The organism is Sanguibacter sp. Z6_81 (assembly GCF_057180625.1).
In genome coordinates, this window is the sequence record NZ_JBXUFV010000001.1 from 951,250 (window position 1) to 967,583 (window position 16,334).

At 72.3% G+C, this 16,334-nt stretch carries 10 protein-coding genes; 5 read left to right on the forward strand and 5 right to left on the reverse strand.

The window, feature by feature from the left end:
• Positions 1-152: 152 nt before the first annotated feature.
• The gene (locus tag AC2AXK_RS04530; protein ID WP_484344139.1) at positions 153-3,806 is read right to left on the reverse strand and encodes a TM0106 family RecB-like putative nuclease; all 3,654 of its coding nucleotides are present in this window, start codon (positions 3,804-3,806) and stop codon (positions 153-155) included.
• A gap of 149 nt (positions 3,807-3,955) precedes the next feature.
• Positions 3,956-4,591 carry a GNAT family N-acetyltransferase gene (locus AC2AXK_RS04535; RefSeq protein ID WP_484344140.1) on the reverse strand — a complete coding sequence of 212 codons (636 nt, stop codon included), beginning with the start codon at positions 4,589-4,591 and terminating at the stop codon, positions 3,956-3,958.
• A 213-nt stretch (positions 4,592-4,804) separates the two neighbouring features.
• Here AC2AXK_RS04535 and phoA point away from each other — a divergent pair, with 213 nt between their 5' ends.
• The 4 genes from phoA (at position 4,805) to AC2AXK_RS04555 (ending at position 12,547) form a co-directional block, all read left to right on the forward strand.
• A complete protein-coding gene (phoA, locus tag AC2AXK_RS04540; RefSeq protein ID WP_484344141.1) occupies positions 4,805-6,712 on the forward strand; it encodes an alkaline phosphatase in 1,908 nt (635 codons plus the stop codon).
• 222 nt (positions 6,713-6,934) lie between these two features.
• Entirely contained in the window at positions 6,935-10,309 is a 3,375-nt protein-coding gene (locus AC2AXK_RS04545; RefSeq protein WP_484344142.1) for a glycoside hydrolase family 9 protein, read from the forward strand.
• Between the two features lie 205 nt (positions 10,310-10,514).
• Positions 10,515-11,564: an ABC transporter ATP-binding protein gene (locus AC2AXK_RS04550; RefSeq protein WP_484344143.1), complete on the forward strand. Its 1,050-nt coding sequence runs from the start codon at positions 10,515-10,517 to the stop codon at positions 11,562-11,564.
• Entirely contained in the window at positions 11,564-12,547 is a 984-nt protein-coding gene (locus AC2AXK_RS04555; RefSeq protein WP_484344252.1) for an ABC transporter permease subunit, read from the forward strand. Before AC2AXK_RS04550 ends, AC2AXK_RS04555 begins: the two co-directional genes overlap by 1 nt.
• A gap of 57 nt (positions 12,548-12,604) precedes the next feature.
• Here the strand turns inward: AC2AXK_RS04555 and AC2AXK_RS04560 are convergent, their stop codons facing one another.
• The 3 genes from AC2AXK_RS04560 to AC2AXK_RS04570 all read right to left on the reverse strand — a co-directional run bounded on the left by AC2AXK_RS04560 (position 12,605) and on the right by AC2AXK_RS04570 (position 15,035).
• Positions 12,605-13,426: an esterase/lipase family protein gene (locus AC2AXK_RS04560; RefSeq protein WP_484344144.1), complete on the reverse strand. Its 822-nt coding sequence runs from the start codon at positions 13,424-13,426 to the stop codon at positions 12,605-12,607.
• Entirely contained in the window at positions 13,423-14,274 is an 852-nt protein-coding gene (locus AC2AXK_RS04565; RefSeq protein ID WP_484344145.1) for an alpha/beta fold hydrolase, read from the reverse strand. The genes AC2AXK_RS04560 and AC2AXK_RS04565 overlap by 4 nt, the downstream gene beginning before the upstream one ends.
• A gap of 101 nt (positions 14,275-14,375) precedes the next feature.
• Entirely contained in the window at positions 14,376-15,035 is a 660-nt protein-coding gene (locus AC2AXK_RS04570; protein ID WP_484344146.1) for a DUF6308 family protein, read from the reverse strand.
• Positions 15,036-15,244: 209 nt separating this feature from the next.
• On the opposite strand from AC2AXK_RS04570, the gene AC2AXK_RS04575 reads away from it, so the two are divergent.
• Positions 15,245-16,279, forward strand: a complete 1,035-nt coding sequence (locus AC2AXK_RS04575) for an LLM class flavin-dependent oxidoreductase (protein ID WP_484344147.1) — start codon at positions 15,245-15,247, stop codon at positions 16,277-16,279.
• Positions 16,280-16,334 lie beyond the last annotated feature (55 nt).

Genomic DNA, 16,334 nt, shown 5'->3' on the forward strand with positions numbered 1-16,334 from the left:
CTTGAAGAACAAGATCCGCGGGCATTGGCCCGTGTGCGGCAAAGACATAAGAGGCACTGCAACTTCGGTCCTGACACTACACAGGATCGGGCGACAGCGCTAGTGCTCGGCCGCAGGAGTTTCACCAGAGGTCAGAGCCCGTCACCGCCGGGTCACGGAACCGGTGCCGGGTCGGCGCCGGTCCGTGCACCCCGGCCGGCCGCGCATAGCCCGATGAAGGCGCCGAGCTGGCACAGGTCCTCGGGCGTCGCAGGCAGGTAGTCGGTGAGCTGCGGGGAACGCACGACGACGGACGCCCACTGCCCGCGTGACACAGCGACGTTGATCCTGTTGCGGGAGAGCAGGAACCCCATGCCCCGTGGGACCTCCGCGACGTCGGACGCGGCCATGCTCACGATGACCACGGGCGCCTCCTTGCCCTGGAACTTGTCCACGGTGCCGACGCGGACGTCACCCAGCCGCGCCGCGCGCAGGGCGCTCTCGATGAGCGCACGCTGGGCGTTGTAGGCGACGACGACGAGGATGTCGTCCTGGGTGAGCGGCCGCGCTCCGGCGTCGGGTCCGCCGGTCCACGGCAGCCCGAGGAACCGTCGTACCTGCTCCACGACCTCCTCGGCCTCCTCCACGGACTCGACGGAGTTCCCGGTGTGCTCCACCTCGACGAGGTGCACCCCGGGCGGCACACCCTCGAGGTGGCGCGCAGCGGTGACGGTCTCCTGCGGCTGCAGCGCGCCGTCGTAGGACAGGCGGGAGACGGGTCCGCAGAGCTCGGGGTGCATGCGCCACGTGCGCTCGAGGAAGTAGCCGCGGTCCGCGGGCAGGGCGTCGTGCCCCTCGGCGACCCAGCCCAGCGCGGACCCGTCGACGGGCTCGGGGTGGCTGCCCTGGCTCACCTGGGGCAGCTGCTGGGGGTCGCCGAGGAGCAGGAGGTTGTGTGCCGCGACGGACACCGCGAGGGTGTTGGCGAGCGAGAACTGGCCGGCCTCGTCGACGACGAGAAGGTCGAGCTCTCCGCGCTCGACCTTCTTGATGTTCGTGAAGTCCCAGGCGGTCCCTCCGACGACGAACCCGTGGCCGCGGTGGTCGGCGATGAACTTCGCCTGCTTCTTGGCGCCGATCACGGTCCACGTGCGGGGGTCGTCGTCGCGGATCTCCTTGCCGACCCGGTACGGCGGCACCCCGGCCTCGACGACCTTGTCGAGGAGGTGCTCCACCGCGGAGTGGGACGGCGCGACGACGCCGACGCGCCACCCCTTCTTCACGAGGCGCTCGATGACGCGCGCCCCCACGTACGTCTTGCCGGTGCCGGGAGGACCCTGGACCGCGAGGTAGGAGCGGTCGAGGTCGAGGACCGCGTCGGTGATCGCGCTGATGTATGCGCTCGGACCCTCGCCGACGGCGGGCAGGGGCGCGTCGACCTTGAGCTGCGGTGGCAGACGCCGCAGGATGTCCAGCCCGGGGTGCGCGGTGAGAGCCTGCGCGTCCCGCTCCCCGGTGTGGCCGAGACGCCGGACGACGTCGGAGGCGATCTCGCGCACGGCGACCTCGAGCGGCCCGGTGGGCACGGGGCTGCCCGGCCCGATCGCCATCGGGAGCTCGGAGTAGGGCTCGAGGCCCTTCTTGAGGACCTCGGCCACCACGACGACGTCGCGGCCCTGCTCGTCGGTCTCCACGACGACGACGGTCGAGGACCCGGTGACCTGCCGGACGGCGCCCGGCGGCACCTCGAGGCCGTCGGGGACGGGCGCGTCGTAGATGCACCAGACGCTCGCGCCCGGCCCGATGGTGCTGCCGGTCGCGAGCCTGCCGACCATCCGCAGCTCACGGCGCAACGACCGCTGCGAGCCCTCCTTGAACCAGTCGCGGCTCACGCTCGCGTCCTCGGCGAGCAGCACGTCCCGGGTCTGTGCCCACTCGTCCGGCGGGGCCGTGAGCCGGTCGAAGTGGGCCCACCAGAACGGCTTGTCCTCGCGCCGGTGGTAGCCCAGGGCGGCCTCGAGCATCGCGAACGCCTGCTGGTCGTAGGTCCGGGCGCCGTCGTCCCGGGTGGGCGCGGCTGCGGCGAGGAGCGCGGTGCTCACCGGGTCGGGCTCTTCCACGGCGACGGGCTCGGCGCCCGTGTCGGTCACCCCGACGGTGATCCCGTGCGCCACGGCCTGCTCGAGGAGCCAGTCCCGCAGGCCCCGCGTGGACCGGCAGTCGTAGGCGTTGTACTCGGCGATGAGGTCGAGCACCTCGCGGTACTCGGTCTCCCTGCCGCGGTCGCGCAGGTCGCAGGCCCGTGCGTACTCGGTGATGGAGTCGGCGGCCGTCGCGAGCTCGGCGTTGCGCAGGTCGTCGCCCATGTACAACGGCTCGAGCTTCTTGAGGGAGTACGACGGCTGGGACACCCTGATGCCCTGCCGGACGGTCGAGTAGAGGTCGACGAGCACCCCGTGGCGCAGCAGGTCGTCGAGGTCCGTCTCGCCCACGCCGTACCGGCCCACGAGGCGGCCGAGCGCCGTCTTCTCGTAGGGCGCGTAGTGGTAGACGTGCATCCCCGGGTGCGCGGCCCGGCGCTCGCGGACGTACGCGAAGAAGTCGAGCAGCGCCTTCTCCTCCTCCACGCGGTCGTGCGCCCAGAACGCCCGGAACTCCCCGGTGTCGCCCTCGACGAGCCCGAAGAGGTACTCGAGCCCCCACTCCCCGGACCCGGGCGCAGCCCACAGGGGGTCGCCCTCGAAGTCGAAGAAGATGTCGCCCGGGTCGGGTGCCGGCAGGGCGGCGAGCGGGACCGTGCTCACGACGACGGCGCGGACGTCCGGGGTGCCGTCGGGGTGGGGTGGCCGGCCGTCCTGCGCGACCTGCAGCTGCGCCTGCCGGCGCAGGGTCGCGAGCGTCCGGGAGGGGATGCCCGCGACCTCCCGGTCGCTCGCGGCGAGGTCCTCGATCGTCCGGAGGCCCGGGATCAGGGTGCCGTCCGGCGTGACGACGTCGGCACGCAACCGTGTGCGCTGCACCGTGGTCAGCCCCGCGACGAGCAGCAGGTCCCGGTGGGCCTCGACCTCGACCTGACACACCTCGCACCGCCCGCAGGCGAGGTAGCGCGGGTCGTCCCAGCGCACGGGTCCGCTCGCGGCACGGTGCTCGTCGAGCAGCGCCTCGAGGCGGGCGCGGCGCTCGCGGTAGACGGGGACGACGTCGGCGAGGGCGTGCTCGGACACGCTCGTGTCGCCGAGCACGAGCCGCACGTGCGGCGAGACCTCGATGCCGGCGGCGCCGAGCTGCTCGGCGTACGCGGCGATCTGCAGGAGCGCGGTGACCTTGGCGCGGCGCGCGAGCTTCGTGTCCTCGACGGTGTACGAGCCGTCGGGCTCCCGGACGAGGAAGTCGGGCCGGCCCATGAAGCGGCCGTCGAACAGGAGTCCCTGGTAGACGACGTCGGCGCCGTCGTGCAGCAGCGCGACGGTGCGCTCGTGCGCACGGTGCAGGGCCGCGACGGACTCCGGCGCGCCACCGCTCTCGAGGACGACGACCCCACGGCCTGCGACCACGCCACGCCCAGCGTCGGCGTCCCCGGCCGGTTCGACGACGGCCTCGCCGGGCACGTGCGGACCGAACGTCTCGAGGTGGCGCTGCAGCACGCGCTTCTCGTGCGCGAAACCCAGCGCCGCGGTGCGCTCGAGCATCGCGTCCACCGCGCGGACCGTGGCGTCGGTCGACCGTCCCAACCGCTCGTCGAGGGTGCGCAGCAGCGCGAACTCGCACGTGGCGGCGAGCGCCAGGTCGGTCGCGCTGCACACGAGGACGTCATCCAGAACGAACACGAAAGGGCCTCTCAGGTCGGCGGGCTGCCGTTCCCCGAACCATACGGGGGCGGTCCGACACCGCTGCACCGGCACCGCTGCGCCCGCCCTTCTGGGCCTACGGCCCGAGCGCCGGCCCGCGGCGAGCGCCTACGGCCCGAGCCGAGCGCCTACGGCCCGAGCGCCAGGCCGAGCAGCGCCCCGTCCACGTCGGACTCGAGGACCTCGAACCCGACCCGCTCGTAGAAGCGCACCGCGCGCGGGTTGCGGGCCGAGACACCGAGGTGCACGCCGGGCACGCCGAGCCCGCCCAGCGCGTCGAACAGCGCCGTGAGCAACCGGTACCCGTGACCGCCGCCCTGTGCGGCGGGGAGCAGGTCGATGTGCAGGTGCGCCGGGTAGCGGTCGAGAACCGTGGGCGGCGGCTCGTCGCGGTGCAGGGTCGCGACGAGGTCCGCGTCGAAGGCGGTCCAGGTGCCCGACGCCGGGTAGCGCTCGCGGACGCCCGGCCACCATCGCTCGACCAGGAGGTCGTGGAAGGCCGCCGAGTCCCGCGCGCCGACGACGTACCCCAGGACCTCGTCGCGCCCGCCCCGCTGGGCGACGAGCACGAACGCCAGGTCGGGCTCGAGCGCGAGGTACTGCCCGAGGTAGACGTCGCCGACGAGCCGCGGGTGCTCGGTGAGTGCAGTCGCGTCACCGCCGTGGGCGCCGGTGCGCAGGCAGATCTCGTACAGCCGGTCGACCTCGGCGGGGTCGCTCGTGCGGGCGGGCCGGATGGCCAGGTCACGTGTGGAGGAGGGCACGTGTCCAGGGTAGGTGCGCCGGGGTGGCGACACGCAGGCCGGCCGCTGCCTCGTCGTCGCGCTGCCTCGTCGTCGCCCTGCCTCGTCGTCGCACTGTCCCGTCGTCCCCCTGCCAGACGCTGCTCACCCTGCGTTCATCCACGCGTCGTTCGTCTGGGTTTGTCTGGTCCGGGCCCCAGATGCGGCCGCTACGACCACGCTTCGGAAGGAATCATGGCTATTACTGCTGGCAAGAGGGGGCGGGCCGTCCGGCTCTCCCTCGTCGCCGTGAGCGCGCTGAGCCTCGTGTCCGTGCCGTCCCTCGCCCTCGCCGCCGAGAGCGACCACGGAGGTGCCGTGCGCAACGACGGGGACAAGACCGACGCGGTCCGGGCCGCGCTGCTCGACGGCCCCGCCAAGAACGTCATCCTCATCATCGGTGACGGCATGGGTGCGTCGGAGATCACCGTCGCCCGCAACTACGCCCGGGGTGCGGCAGGGACGCTGCCCGGTCTCGACCCGCTGCTGGTCACGGGTCAGAAGACGACGTTCGACCTCACGCCCGAGGGCGACGTCCACTACGTGCCGGACTCCGCCTCCACGGCCAGCGCCTGGGCGACGGGGACGAAGACGTACACGGGCGCGCTGTCCGTCGACGTCGCGAACACACCCCAGGACACGCTCCTCGAGATCGCGAAGGCGAACGGGCTGCGGACCGGGAACGTGTCGACCTCCGAGATCCAGGACGCGACGCCCGCCGCGCTCTTCGCGCACGTGAACAAGCGCGGGTGCTACGGGCCGACCGCCACGACGAAGAACTGCCCCTCCTTCGCGAAGGAGAACGGGGGCCTCGGCTCGATCACGGAGCAGCTCCTCGACGCACGTGCCGACGTCGTGCTCGGTGGCGGCAACGCCACGATGAGCGAGACCGCCGCGGGCGGCCCGTGGACCGGGCAGACCCTCGAGGCGCAGGCGGCCGACCGTGGCTATACGTACCTCACCGACCCGGCGGCGCTCGCCGGCGTGACGGCCGCCGACCAGACGGCTCCCGTCCTCGGCCTCTTCACGGGGGGCAACTTCCCCGTGCGCTACGTCGGACCCGCCGCCACCGAGGGCGGCGGCGACCTGCCCGCCGTGAGCTGCACCGAGAATCCCGACTGGAACCCGGCGACGGCGCTCGGGACCATGACCGACAAGGCCATCGACCTGCTCGACGCCGGCGACGAGGGCTTCTTCCTCCAGGTCGAGAGCGCGAGCATCGACAAGCGCGACCACGCCGCGGACGCGTGCGGGCAGATCGGCGAGACGCTCGAGCTCGACGAGGCCGTCCAGGCAGCGATCGCGTTCGCTGAGGCCGACGGCGAGACGCTCGTCGTCATCACCGCCGACCACTCGCACTCGAGCCAGATCGTCGGCTCCACCCCGCCCGGGCTCAGCACCCACCTGCTCACCGAGGAGGGCCAGGAGATGATCGTGGCCTACGGCACCTCGCCCGAGGGCGGCTCGCAGCAGCACACAGGCGCGTCGGTGCCGATCGCGGCGTACGGGCCCGGGGCTGCGAACGTCGCCGGCCTCACGGACGACACGGACACGTTCTTCACGACGATGAACGCTCTGGGGCTCGACGGCGACCTCGCGGCGCTGAGCGCAGCGGCGACGATCGCGGTCGACCCGTCGCCTGCCGCCCCCGGCCAGGCCGTGACCGCGTCGACGTCCGCGCTCAACGGTGACCGGCAGGTGGTCGCGACGATCGGTGGCGAGCCGATCGGGCAGGCCGACGTCATCGACGGCGTCGCCACGTTCGACCTCACGGCGCCGGACGTTGCCGGGGAGTACCCGGTGGTGCTCACGGGCCTGCAGACGGGGACGCAGCTCACCGCGTCGCTCGTCGTCTCCGAGACGCCGGTCGCCCCGGCTCCCGGCACTGGCGGCGGCACCGACGGTGGCGCAGGCGCTGCCCCCGGCGCGGACGTCGACGCCCCCCTCGGCGCGGGCGTCGGTGCCTCACCGGTCACCTCGGACGGCGGGTTCCTCGCGTTCACCGGCGCCGAGGCAGCACAGGCCGCGCTGCTGGCGCTGCTGCTGACCGGTGGCGGCGCGGCGCTCGTCGCCCGGCACCGCCGGCGGTCCGCGATGCTGTAGTCGCCTGGGAACAGCACGAGACGCAGCACGAGGCCGTCGCCCGGAGGGGCGGCGGCCTCGTGCTGTGTCCGGCGGCCGCTGGTGCGAGACCGTCGACCGGGGACTGGAAGCGCCTCCGGTTATATCCATGGGCGATTTTTGCTGTTAGCGTGCAGATGTTCTGTTCTCCGCCGTGCGACGATGCCCGGCCTGGGAGCGCTCTCATCATCGTTTGGAGACATCGTGGTTTCCCTGCCCCAGGCGCTTCGCGCGCACCCCGCCCGGATCGGGGGTGCCTCCCTCGCTGCACTCGTGCTCGCGACGCTGACGACCCCCTCAGCCCTCGCGAGCCCCGTCGAGTCGGTCCACGACTTCGCAGGTGGTGATGCCCAGGGGTGGTTCACGTACGCGAACTCCGGGTCCGCGCAGGCGTCCGTCGTCGACGAGGAGCTCTGCGTCGACGTCGCGGGCGGCGAGAACCCGTGGGACATCGCCGCCCAGCACGACGGCGTGACCTACGACCGCGACCTCACCTACACGGTCTCGTTCGACGCCCACGCGAGCGCCGCCGTGACCATCCCGCTGCAGGGTGGCCCGGCGTACCCCGCCGTGTTCCAGAGCCAGGTCGTCCTCGACGGAACACCGACCCCGCAGCCCGTCGAGGTGACCTTCTCGCCCGCGGACTGGCCGGTGGCGAGCGAGGACGCACAGTCGCCGCTCGCCGACGACTGGACGACCACGACGGGGAACGTGGCTCTCCAGCTCGGTGCGCAGGCCCAGCCGTACACCCTCTGCATCGACAACTTCTCGATCACGAGCGCGTCCACCGAGCAGGTCGTCGGTGGTGACTTCGAGGACGGGACAGCCGAGCCGTTCTACGTGACCGGAACCGGCGCGACGAGCCGCGGTGTCGTCGACGGCGCCCTGTGCGTCGACCTCGAGCCCGGCACGACGAACCGGTGGGACCAGATCGTCGGTGTCAGCGGCATCACCATCGAGCCGGGCACCACCTACACGGTGTCCTTCGACGCAAGCTCGTCCACGGGACGGCCCGTCCGGGTCGTCGTCGGTGACGACGACCCGCCGTACGACATCATCAACGAGCAGAACCCCACGCTCACCGACGAGCTGACGTCGTACGAGTACACGTTCACCGCCGCGGCCGGGTTCCCGGAGGCGGAGGGTGAGGACCCGCCGACGGGCGAGGTGGCCTTCCAGGTGGGTGGCGCGTCGGCGCCGTGGACCTTCTGCCTCGACAACGTCTCCCTGCGCAGCGGGACCGTGGCGGAGCCCTACACGCCCGAGACCGGGCCGCGCGTGCGCGTCAACCAGGTCGGCTACCTCCCCGAGGGGCCCAAGCAGGCGACGCTCGTCACCGACGCGACCGAGGCGCTCGCGTGGGAGCTGCGCGACGACGCCGGAGACCTCGCCGGGTCCGGCACGTCGACGCCGGCCGGCGTCGACGAGACCGCGGGCCTCAACGTCCACGAGATCGACTTCAGTGCGATCAGCGCTCCCGGCACGTACACGCTCGTCGCGGACGGCGAGGAGAGCTACCCGTTCGTCATCGACGCGGACATCTACCAGCAGCTGCGGTACGACGCGCTCAACTACTTCTACCCCGCGCGCAGCGGGATCGCGATCGACGGCTCGGTCATGGTCGGGCAGCCGGACGCCGAGGAGTACACCCGCCCCGCGGGTCACCTGGGTGCACCGGACGCGGGCAGCGCCAACCAGGGCGACGTCGGCGTCCCCTGCCTCACGCCCGCCACCGAGGGTGAGTACTGGATGTACGGGGACTGGACGTGCAACTACGTCGCGGACGTCACGGGCGGCTGGTACGACGCGGGCGACCACGGCAAGTACGTCGTCAACGGCGGCATCGCCGTCGCCCAGGTGCTCAGCACGTACGAGCGCACGCTCTACAGCCCGACCGGGGCTGATGCGGACCTCGGCGACGGCACCCTGAACATCCCGCTCGACGAGAGCAGCAACGGTGTCCCGGACCCCCTCGACGAGGCCCGCTGGGAGCTCGAGTGGATGATGAAGATGCAGGTCCCCGCGGACGCCACGATGTACGCCGGGATGGTGCACCACAAGGTCGCCGACGCCGACTGGACGGGCCTGCCGCTCCTGCCGTCCGACGACCCGCAGGCGCGCTACCTGCACCGCCCGTCGACCGCGGCGACGCTCAACTTCGCCGCCGTCGCCGCGCACGGTGCGCGGCTCTGGGCGGACTACGACGCACAGTTCGCGGCGGACCTCCTCGCCGCGGGCGAGGTCGCGTGGGACGCAGCGCTGGCGACCCCGGACCTGTTCGCGCCCGCGCCCAACGCGGACCCGAGCCCCGGGAGCGGCCCGTACGACGACGACTCCGTCGGTGACGAGTTCTACTGGGCCGCAGCCGAGCTGTTCCTCACCACCGGTGACCAGGAGTTCGAGGACCACGTGCTCGCCAGCGAGCACAACACCGCGGACATCTGGACGGCGGGCGGGTTCAACTGGTTCGAGACCGCGGCGCTCGGGCGCCTCGACCTCGCGACGGTCGAGTCCGACATCCCCGGACGCACCGAGATCCGCCAGAGCGTCGTCGACGCAGCCGAGCGGTACCTCGCCTGGCAGCAGGACGAGCCGTTCGGGACGGCGTACCCGGGCGTGGACGGGATCTACGACTGGGGTTCGAACAGCGCGATCCTCAACAACCAGGTGGTCCTGGGTACCGCGTTCGACCTCACGAGCGACCAGCGGTTCGCCGACGGCGTGCTCGAGTCGATGGACTACCTGCTGGGCCGCAACGCCCTGAACAACTCGTACATCACGGGCTACGGAGACGTGTACTCCCAGAACCAGCACAGCCGGTGGTTCTCCCACTCGCTCGAGCCGTCCCTGCCGAACCCGCCTCGCGGGTCCGTGTCCGGTGGACCGAACTCGAACGCCGGGACGTGGGACCCGGTGATCAGCGGCCTGTACGGGCCGGACCGCATGTGCGCCCCCCAGGCGTGCTACGTCGACGACATCCAGTCGTGGTCGACGAACGAGATCACCGTGAACTGGAACTCCGCGATGTCCTGGGTCGCGTCGTTCGTCGCCGACCAGGCCGCCGGCGACGAGTCGGCGGCGGGGACCGTCGTCCAGGTCGTCACCCACCCGGAGGACACCACCGTCGTCGCAGGGGCCGACGCGAGCTTCCTCGCCGCGGCCACGGGCGACCCCGCTCCCACCGTGCAGTGGCAACGGAACGTCGACGGGGTGTGGACGGACGTCCCGGGGGCCACGTCCCCGGTGCTCACCCTGACGGCTGCGGTCGAGGACGACGGGAGCGTCTACCGGGCGTTCTTCAGCAACGCGTTCGGGGGCTTCTACACGGACGCGGCGGTCCTCGGGGTCACCGCGGCCGTCGTCCCCGTCGAGACGACGCCTGTCGCGCCCCTCGACCCGCCACCGGTCAGCACGGCTCCCCGGCCGCAGACCGAAGCGCCCGTGGTGAGGACGGCCCCCTCGGGCCCGCTCGCGTTCACGGGCGTCGAGGCGAAGCTGCTCCTCGCCGCCGGTCTGGCCCTGCTCGTCCTGGGTGTCGGCGCGGTCGTCGTGGCCCGCCGTGGGCGCCGCAGGCCCTAGCCCGGGGCCAGGCGCGAGGAACGCGAGCCCGTCGCAGGTCGTCCGTCCGACGGCCCCGGCGGGCCGCGGATCCTCGTCGTCCGGCTGAGACGAGTCCCCCCAGAGGACTACAGACAGTGCGCTGCGCCCGTCGCTAGGCTCCCACTGGCACGACGGTCAGCGGCGCACGGGCGCAGCGACACGTGCCGCTGACCTGGGAGAACGCATGAGGACGACGTTCGTGGCGCCTGACGTGGACCCGGCGACCCTCGCCGTGAGCACGCGCGGGCTGCGCAAGACCTACCGCACGAGGCACGGCCGGCAGGTCGCCGTCCAGGGCCTCGACCTCGATGTGCCGCTCGGGGGTGTGCACGGGTTCCTCGGGCCCAACGGCTCGGGCAAGACGACGTCCATCCGCATGCTGCTCGGACTCATCCGTGCGGACTCGGGAACCATGACGATCTTCGGCGAGCAGGTGCCCGACGCACTCCCGGCGGTCATCGACCGGGTCGGGGCGATCGTCGAGCAGCCCAAGTTCTTCCCGACGTTCAGCGCCCGCAAGAACCTCGAGCTCCTCGCCGGCGCCATCGGTGCGCCGTCAGCGGCCGTCGGGAAGGTGCTCGACGACGTCGGTCTCACGGACCGTGCGAAGGACACGTACCGGACGTACTCGTTGGGCATGAAGCAGCGCCTGGCGATCGCCGCGACCCTCCTCAAGGATCCCGACCTGCTCATCTTCGACGAGCCGACCAACGGCCTCGACCCTGCGGGGATCCGGGAGATCCGCACGACGATGCGCGGGCTGGCGGAGCGGGGCAAGACGGTGCTCGTGAGCAGTCACATCCTCGGCGAGGTCGAGCAGGTCGCGGACACCGTGTCGATCATCGGCCGCGGCCAGCTGCTCGCCAGCGGCACCGTCGCGGACATCATCGGTGCCGGAGCGCACGCCGCGCTCACCGTGCGGGTGGGTGTCGCTGATCTCGCAGCGGCGGCGCGCGTGCTCACGGATGCCGGGCTGACGGTCCGCGCGGACGGCGGGCTGCTCGTCGTCGACGGTGCGTCCGACGCCGCGGACATCACCCGGCGCCTGGCGCACCACGAGCTGTACGTCAACGAGCTCGTGCCCGTGCGCGCCGGGCTCGAGTCCGTGTTCCTCGACCTCACCGCGGGCCAGGGTCCCGGCACGCACCTGCCGCACGGTGCGGGCACCGGGTCGCCGCCACCCCCGGGCGGCCCTGCGCCGAGGCACTCCGAGACCGAGGGGGGTGCGCTGTGATGCGGCTCCTGCGGGTCGAGACGAACCGGTTCCTCAGTCGTCGTCTCACCCGGGTCGCGGCCCTGGGTGTGCTGGCGGTCGTCGCCCTGGCGGTCTTCAGCCTGTGGGAGGGGTCCCGGCCCGTCCCCGAGGCAGACCTGGCGATGGCGCAGGCCCAGTTCGAGCTGGACCTCGAGGACTGGGAGGAGAACAAGGACGAACGGATCGCCGACTGCCGGGAGCAGGAGGAGCTCACCCAGGAGGTGGACCCGTCGGCGGACTACGGGTGCGACGACATGGAGCCCAGGCTCGAGTACTACACGTGGCAGCCGCCGACGTTCGCCGAGGAGGCACCCGGGATCCTGCCGATCCTCGCGCTGCCGATCGCCTTCGCAGCGTTGCTCGTGGGCGTGGGCTTCGTCGCCGCGGAGTTCACGACGGGCTCGATCGGCAACTGGTTGACGTTCGAACCGCGCCGCACCCGGGTGTTCTTCAGCAAGATGGGCGCGGCGGCGGCGGCGACCCTGCCCGTGGCGTTCGCGCTGCTCGCGGTGACGATCGGGGCGGCCTGGCTCGCCTACTCGCTCAACGGGCATGTGGGGTCGATGACCTCGGACGTCTGGTCGGAGGTCGCCGCGAGCGGGCTGCGCGTCCTGCTCCTCGTCGTCGGGAGCGCCGTGATGGGTGCCGCGCTCGGGGCGCTGGTGCGCAGCACCGCCGCGGCGATCGGGATCGTCATCGGGTACGTCGTGGTGGTCGAGGGCCTGCTGGGGTCGCTCGTCGACAGTCTCCAGCCGTACCTCCTGCGACTCAACCTTATGGCTCTGGCCGAGGGCGAGGCCCGGTACAGCACGGAGGACTGCAGCGTCGTCGCCGGGGAGCGTGTGTGCGAGTGGGTCGAGCGGTCCGTGTCGCTCACGCAAGGTGCGGTGACGCTGACCGCCATCCTCATGGTCCTCGTGACGATCGCGTGGCTCGCGTTCCGTCGCCGCGACGTCGTCTGACACCGCCCGTCGGGGAGCGGGGCCCAGGCGCGTGGAGCCCGTTCCCCGACGGGCACGTCACTCCGCTGTGCGGGCGACGGCCTGGACGACCGTGTCGATGAGAAGGGGATCCGCGAGCGGCCGGAAGTGGCCGGCGAGCGGGAGCTCGACGTTCGTCGCACCGGCCAGGGCGCTGCCGTCGGGGATGTGCGGGTCGAACTCCGCGTAGACGGACGTGATGCGGGCGTTGGCGTCGGCCTGCGCGGCGAGGTCGAGCAGGTCCGGGTTGTCGGGCGCGAACGCCCGCAGCGTCCGGCCGACGAGGTAGGTCGCGTACCTCGACCCGCCGAACGGCGTGTTCACCGCGACGAGGCCGCGGATGCGCCGCGGCTCGCCCTCGCGGACCATCATGAGCTTGCCGATGAGCCCGCCCTTGCTGTGGGCGACGAGCACGACGTCGTGCAGGTCCAGCTCGTCGAGGAGCCGTGCGGCGACGGCTGCGCCGTCGGCGACGGGGAGCCGGTTGATGCCGAGCCCGGGGACCGCGTGCACGGGGTGCCCGGCGTCGTGCAGCGCGCGGGCCACGGGAGCGAGGAACGTCCACGTCTCGTAGACGCCCGGGAGCAGGACGACCGGTGCCCGCGTCCCGGAGGTGAGGTCATCGTGACGCCGCCGCCGGCTCCGCCCGGGGAGGCGCGGGCTCCGCGCGGGGAGGCGCGGGCTCCGCGCGGGGAGGCGCGGGCTCCGCGCGGGGAGGCGCGGGCTCCGCCCGGGGAGACGCCGGCCCAGCGCGACGACCTGCGCCGCCACCTGGCCGCCCTGCACGGCGAGGGCGTACCGGTAGTCGAGCGCCCACGAGCGGAGGTGCGAGACGGACCGGGGTCGCCCGCGCCACCTCACGGCGTGCTCCGGCTCCGCTCGAGGACGATCCGGGTGAGCTCCTCCGTGGCGGAGGACATGACGACGTGCGGGCCGGGGACCTCGAGGACCTCGCCGCGGGGCGCGGCGTCGGCCAGACGGCGGACCCAGCGCAGGGGAGCGACGGGGTCCCGGTCGCCCCGCACGACGACGAGCTGTGCGCGCACCTGCGTCGCGCGCTGCTCCGTCTCGTGCCGGAGCAGGTGCTTGAGCTGCCGGCCGTAGTGGAGGACCCCGCAGCGGACGACGTAGTCGCTGAGGATCGTCAGCGCGACGCGCGGGGGCTCGCGCAGGAAGTCGAGGCCGAGGCGCAGGCCCTGCTGGAGCATCGTGTCCGCCTCGGGGTCGACGGTCGGGCCGAGCAGGATGCCGAGGTCGGAGATCGTCGGGTCGCTGGCGAGGAGCTCGACGACGACCTGCCCGCCCATGGAGTGACCGACGAGCACCGGCTGCTCGAGCCCGTGGTGGCGCGCGTACGCCCCGACGACGCGCGCGTGCGCGGCCATGTCGACGTCCCGCAGGACGCGGGGCGAGGAGCCGAAGCCGGCGAGGTCGATGGCGTGCACGACGCCGTGCCGGGCGAGACGGGCGGCGAGGGGGCGGAAGTAGCGGGCCGAGACGCCGAGACCGTGCACGAGGAGGAAAGGACGTGCCGTGGGCGTGTGGCCCGGGTCGGGTTCCGAGCACCACGACGCGATGGTCAGGCCCTCGATCCGGGTGACACGGCGCCGGAACTGAACCTCTGCGTCAGCGGAGCGGACCGTCCTCGAGCGGGGTCCACGGAGGTTGTCCGGCACGTCCTCGACGATCGGGGGGGTGCTGTACGCCACGGGTCTCCGTTCCTGGGGCCCGGCCGGGTGGCGGGCGCTGCGACCATCATGGCCGCGGACGCCCGCCCCGGCGAGCGGTCAGAACGACTGCACGATGGATCTCAGAACGGCTGCGCCGTCGATCCCATCTTCCAGCCGACGATGTTCAGCGCGCGCAGGGCGCTGATCGGTGGGCCGTCGGTGGGCGTGAGGGTCTGGAACTCGGCCCAGGTGTCGAACTGGCTGTCGAGGTCGCGCTGCACAGCGCGCAGCCACAGCTGGGCGAACGCGGCGAAGGAGCGGTTGTCGTCGCGGGTGATCGGCGCACCGTCGAGGTCGACGTAGCAGCGGGCGATGTGCTTGTCGTAGAGGGGGATGAGGCGCGGGCGCTTGCGGTGCAGGATCGTGGAGAAGAGCGCCATCCGCACACCGGGCATGGCGTGGGTGTCGAGGAACGCGAAGACGTCGACGACGAGGCTCATCTCGTCGTACGTGGCGCCGGCGAGGGACGTCTCGAGCGGGATCGCGCCGAGGACGGCGTTGATCGCCGGGAGCTTGGCGACGAGCGCGTCGTAGGCCGCGATGTTCGGGAGCGCGTTGCCGAGGAGCGACGGCGCGAGGAGGTCGGGCTCGGTGATCGCGTCGGACGGCCCGCCGGGGTAGGCGTCGTACGCGGGGTAGGCCCAGTGGTCCTGCGGTGTGTTGAGGTACCGGTGGACGAACGTGCGTGCCGTCTCGAAGGGGACGGCGCCCCCACCGATCCGGACATCTGGGCGGGACATGGAGCCTCCGACTGCTCGTGGTGTGCGGACGGCGCCGGACCACGGGTCCTGGAAACCGTCCTTGACTTCCCCCTGGCCCTTCCGATCGGTCAGGTGGCGGCGGACTATGAGGGGTCTGGGCAGCCGAGACTGTGACGTGGGAGACATGGCGCGCGGTTAGTTGAACTCTCAACTACTCTGGGGGGAGGCGACCGATGAGGGAGAGCACCATGAGCACAGGACTGCAGTTCGGCATCGACACGTTCGGCGACACCACCTTCGCGCCCGACGGCACACCGCACAGCCACGCCCGGGTGATCCGGGACGTCGTCGAGCAGGGGGTCCTGGCCGACGAGGTCGGCATCGATGTCATCGGGATCGGGGAGCACCACCGCGCCGACTACGCGATCTCCACCCCCGACGTCGTCCTCACCGCCATCGCCGCGAAGACCGGACGCATCCGGGTGGGGTCCGCCGTCACCGTGCTGAGCTCGGACGACCCGATCCGCGTGTTCCAGCGCTTCGCGACGCTCGACGCCGTCTCCGACGGGCGCGCCGAGGTCATCCTCGGCCGTGGGTCGTTCACCGAGTCGTTCCCCCTGTTCGGCTTCGACCTCGCCGACTACAACGAGCTCTTCGCCGAGAAGCTCGACCTCTTCATGGCCGTCCGGGCGCAGCAACCCGTCACGTGGGAAGGCAGCACGCGGCGGCCGCTGGAGCGCCAGGAGGTGTTCCCGCACGTCGAGCGCGGGCTCCTGCCCACGTGGATCGCCGTCGGCGGCAGCCCCGAGAGCGTCGTGCGCGCCGCCGGGTACGGCCTGCCGCTCATGCTCGCGATCATCGGGGGTGACCCCGTGGCGTTCCGGCAGTTCACCGACCTCTACCGACGCGCCCTGGGGGAGTTCGGCAAGGAGTCCCTGCCCGTCGGCGTCCACGTGCCCGGGCACGTCGCCGAGACCGACGAGCAGGCCCTCGCCGAGGCCTGGCCGACGATGGGCAAGGCCTTCAACACCGTCGCGAGCGAGCGGGGTGGACGGCCCATGAACGAGGGGCAGTTCCGGGCCGCCGCCGGACCGCAGGGCGCCTACTTCGTCGGGTCGCCCGAGACCGTGGCGCGCAAGATCGTGCGCAGCGTGCAGGCGATGGGCCTCGACCGCCTCGACATGAAGTACGCCAACGGCCACATGCCGCACAGCCAGCTCATGTCGAGCCTCGAGCTGTACGGGACCCAGGTCATCCCGATGGTGCGGGACATGCTGGCCTGACGGGCGACGACCCGGCTCGGCGGGACCCGGAGGTGCGCCTTCAGTGCGGCTTCAG

Coding starts and splice junctions, on each gene's coding strand:
- phoA (WP_484344141.1), top strand. CDS start 4,805: ATGGCTATTACTGCTGGCAAGAGGGGGCGGGCCGTCCGGCTCTCCCTC.
- AC2AXK_RS04550 (WP_484344143.1), top strand. CDS start 10,515: ATGAGGACGACGTTCGTGGCGCCTGACGTGGACCCGGCGACCCTCGCC.
- AC2AXK_RS04555 (WP_484344252.1), top strand. CDS start 11,564: ATGCGGCTCCTGCGGGTCGAGACGAACCGGTTCCTCAGTCGTCGTCTC.
- AC2AXK_RS04570 (WP_484344146.1), bottom strand. CDS start 15,035: ATGTCCCGCCCAGATGTCCGGATCGGTGGGGGCGCCGTCCCCTTCGAG.
- AC2AXK_RS04575 (WP_484344147.1), top strand. CDS start 15,245: ATGAGCACAGGACTGCAGTTCGGCATCGACACGTTCGGCGACACCACC.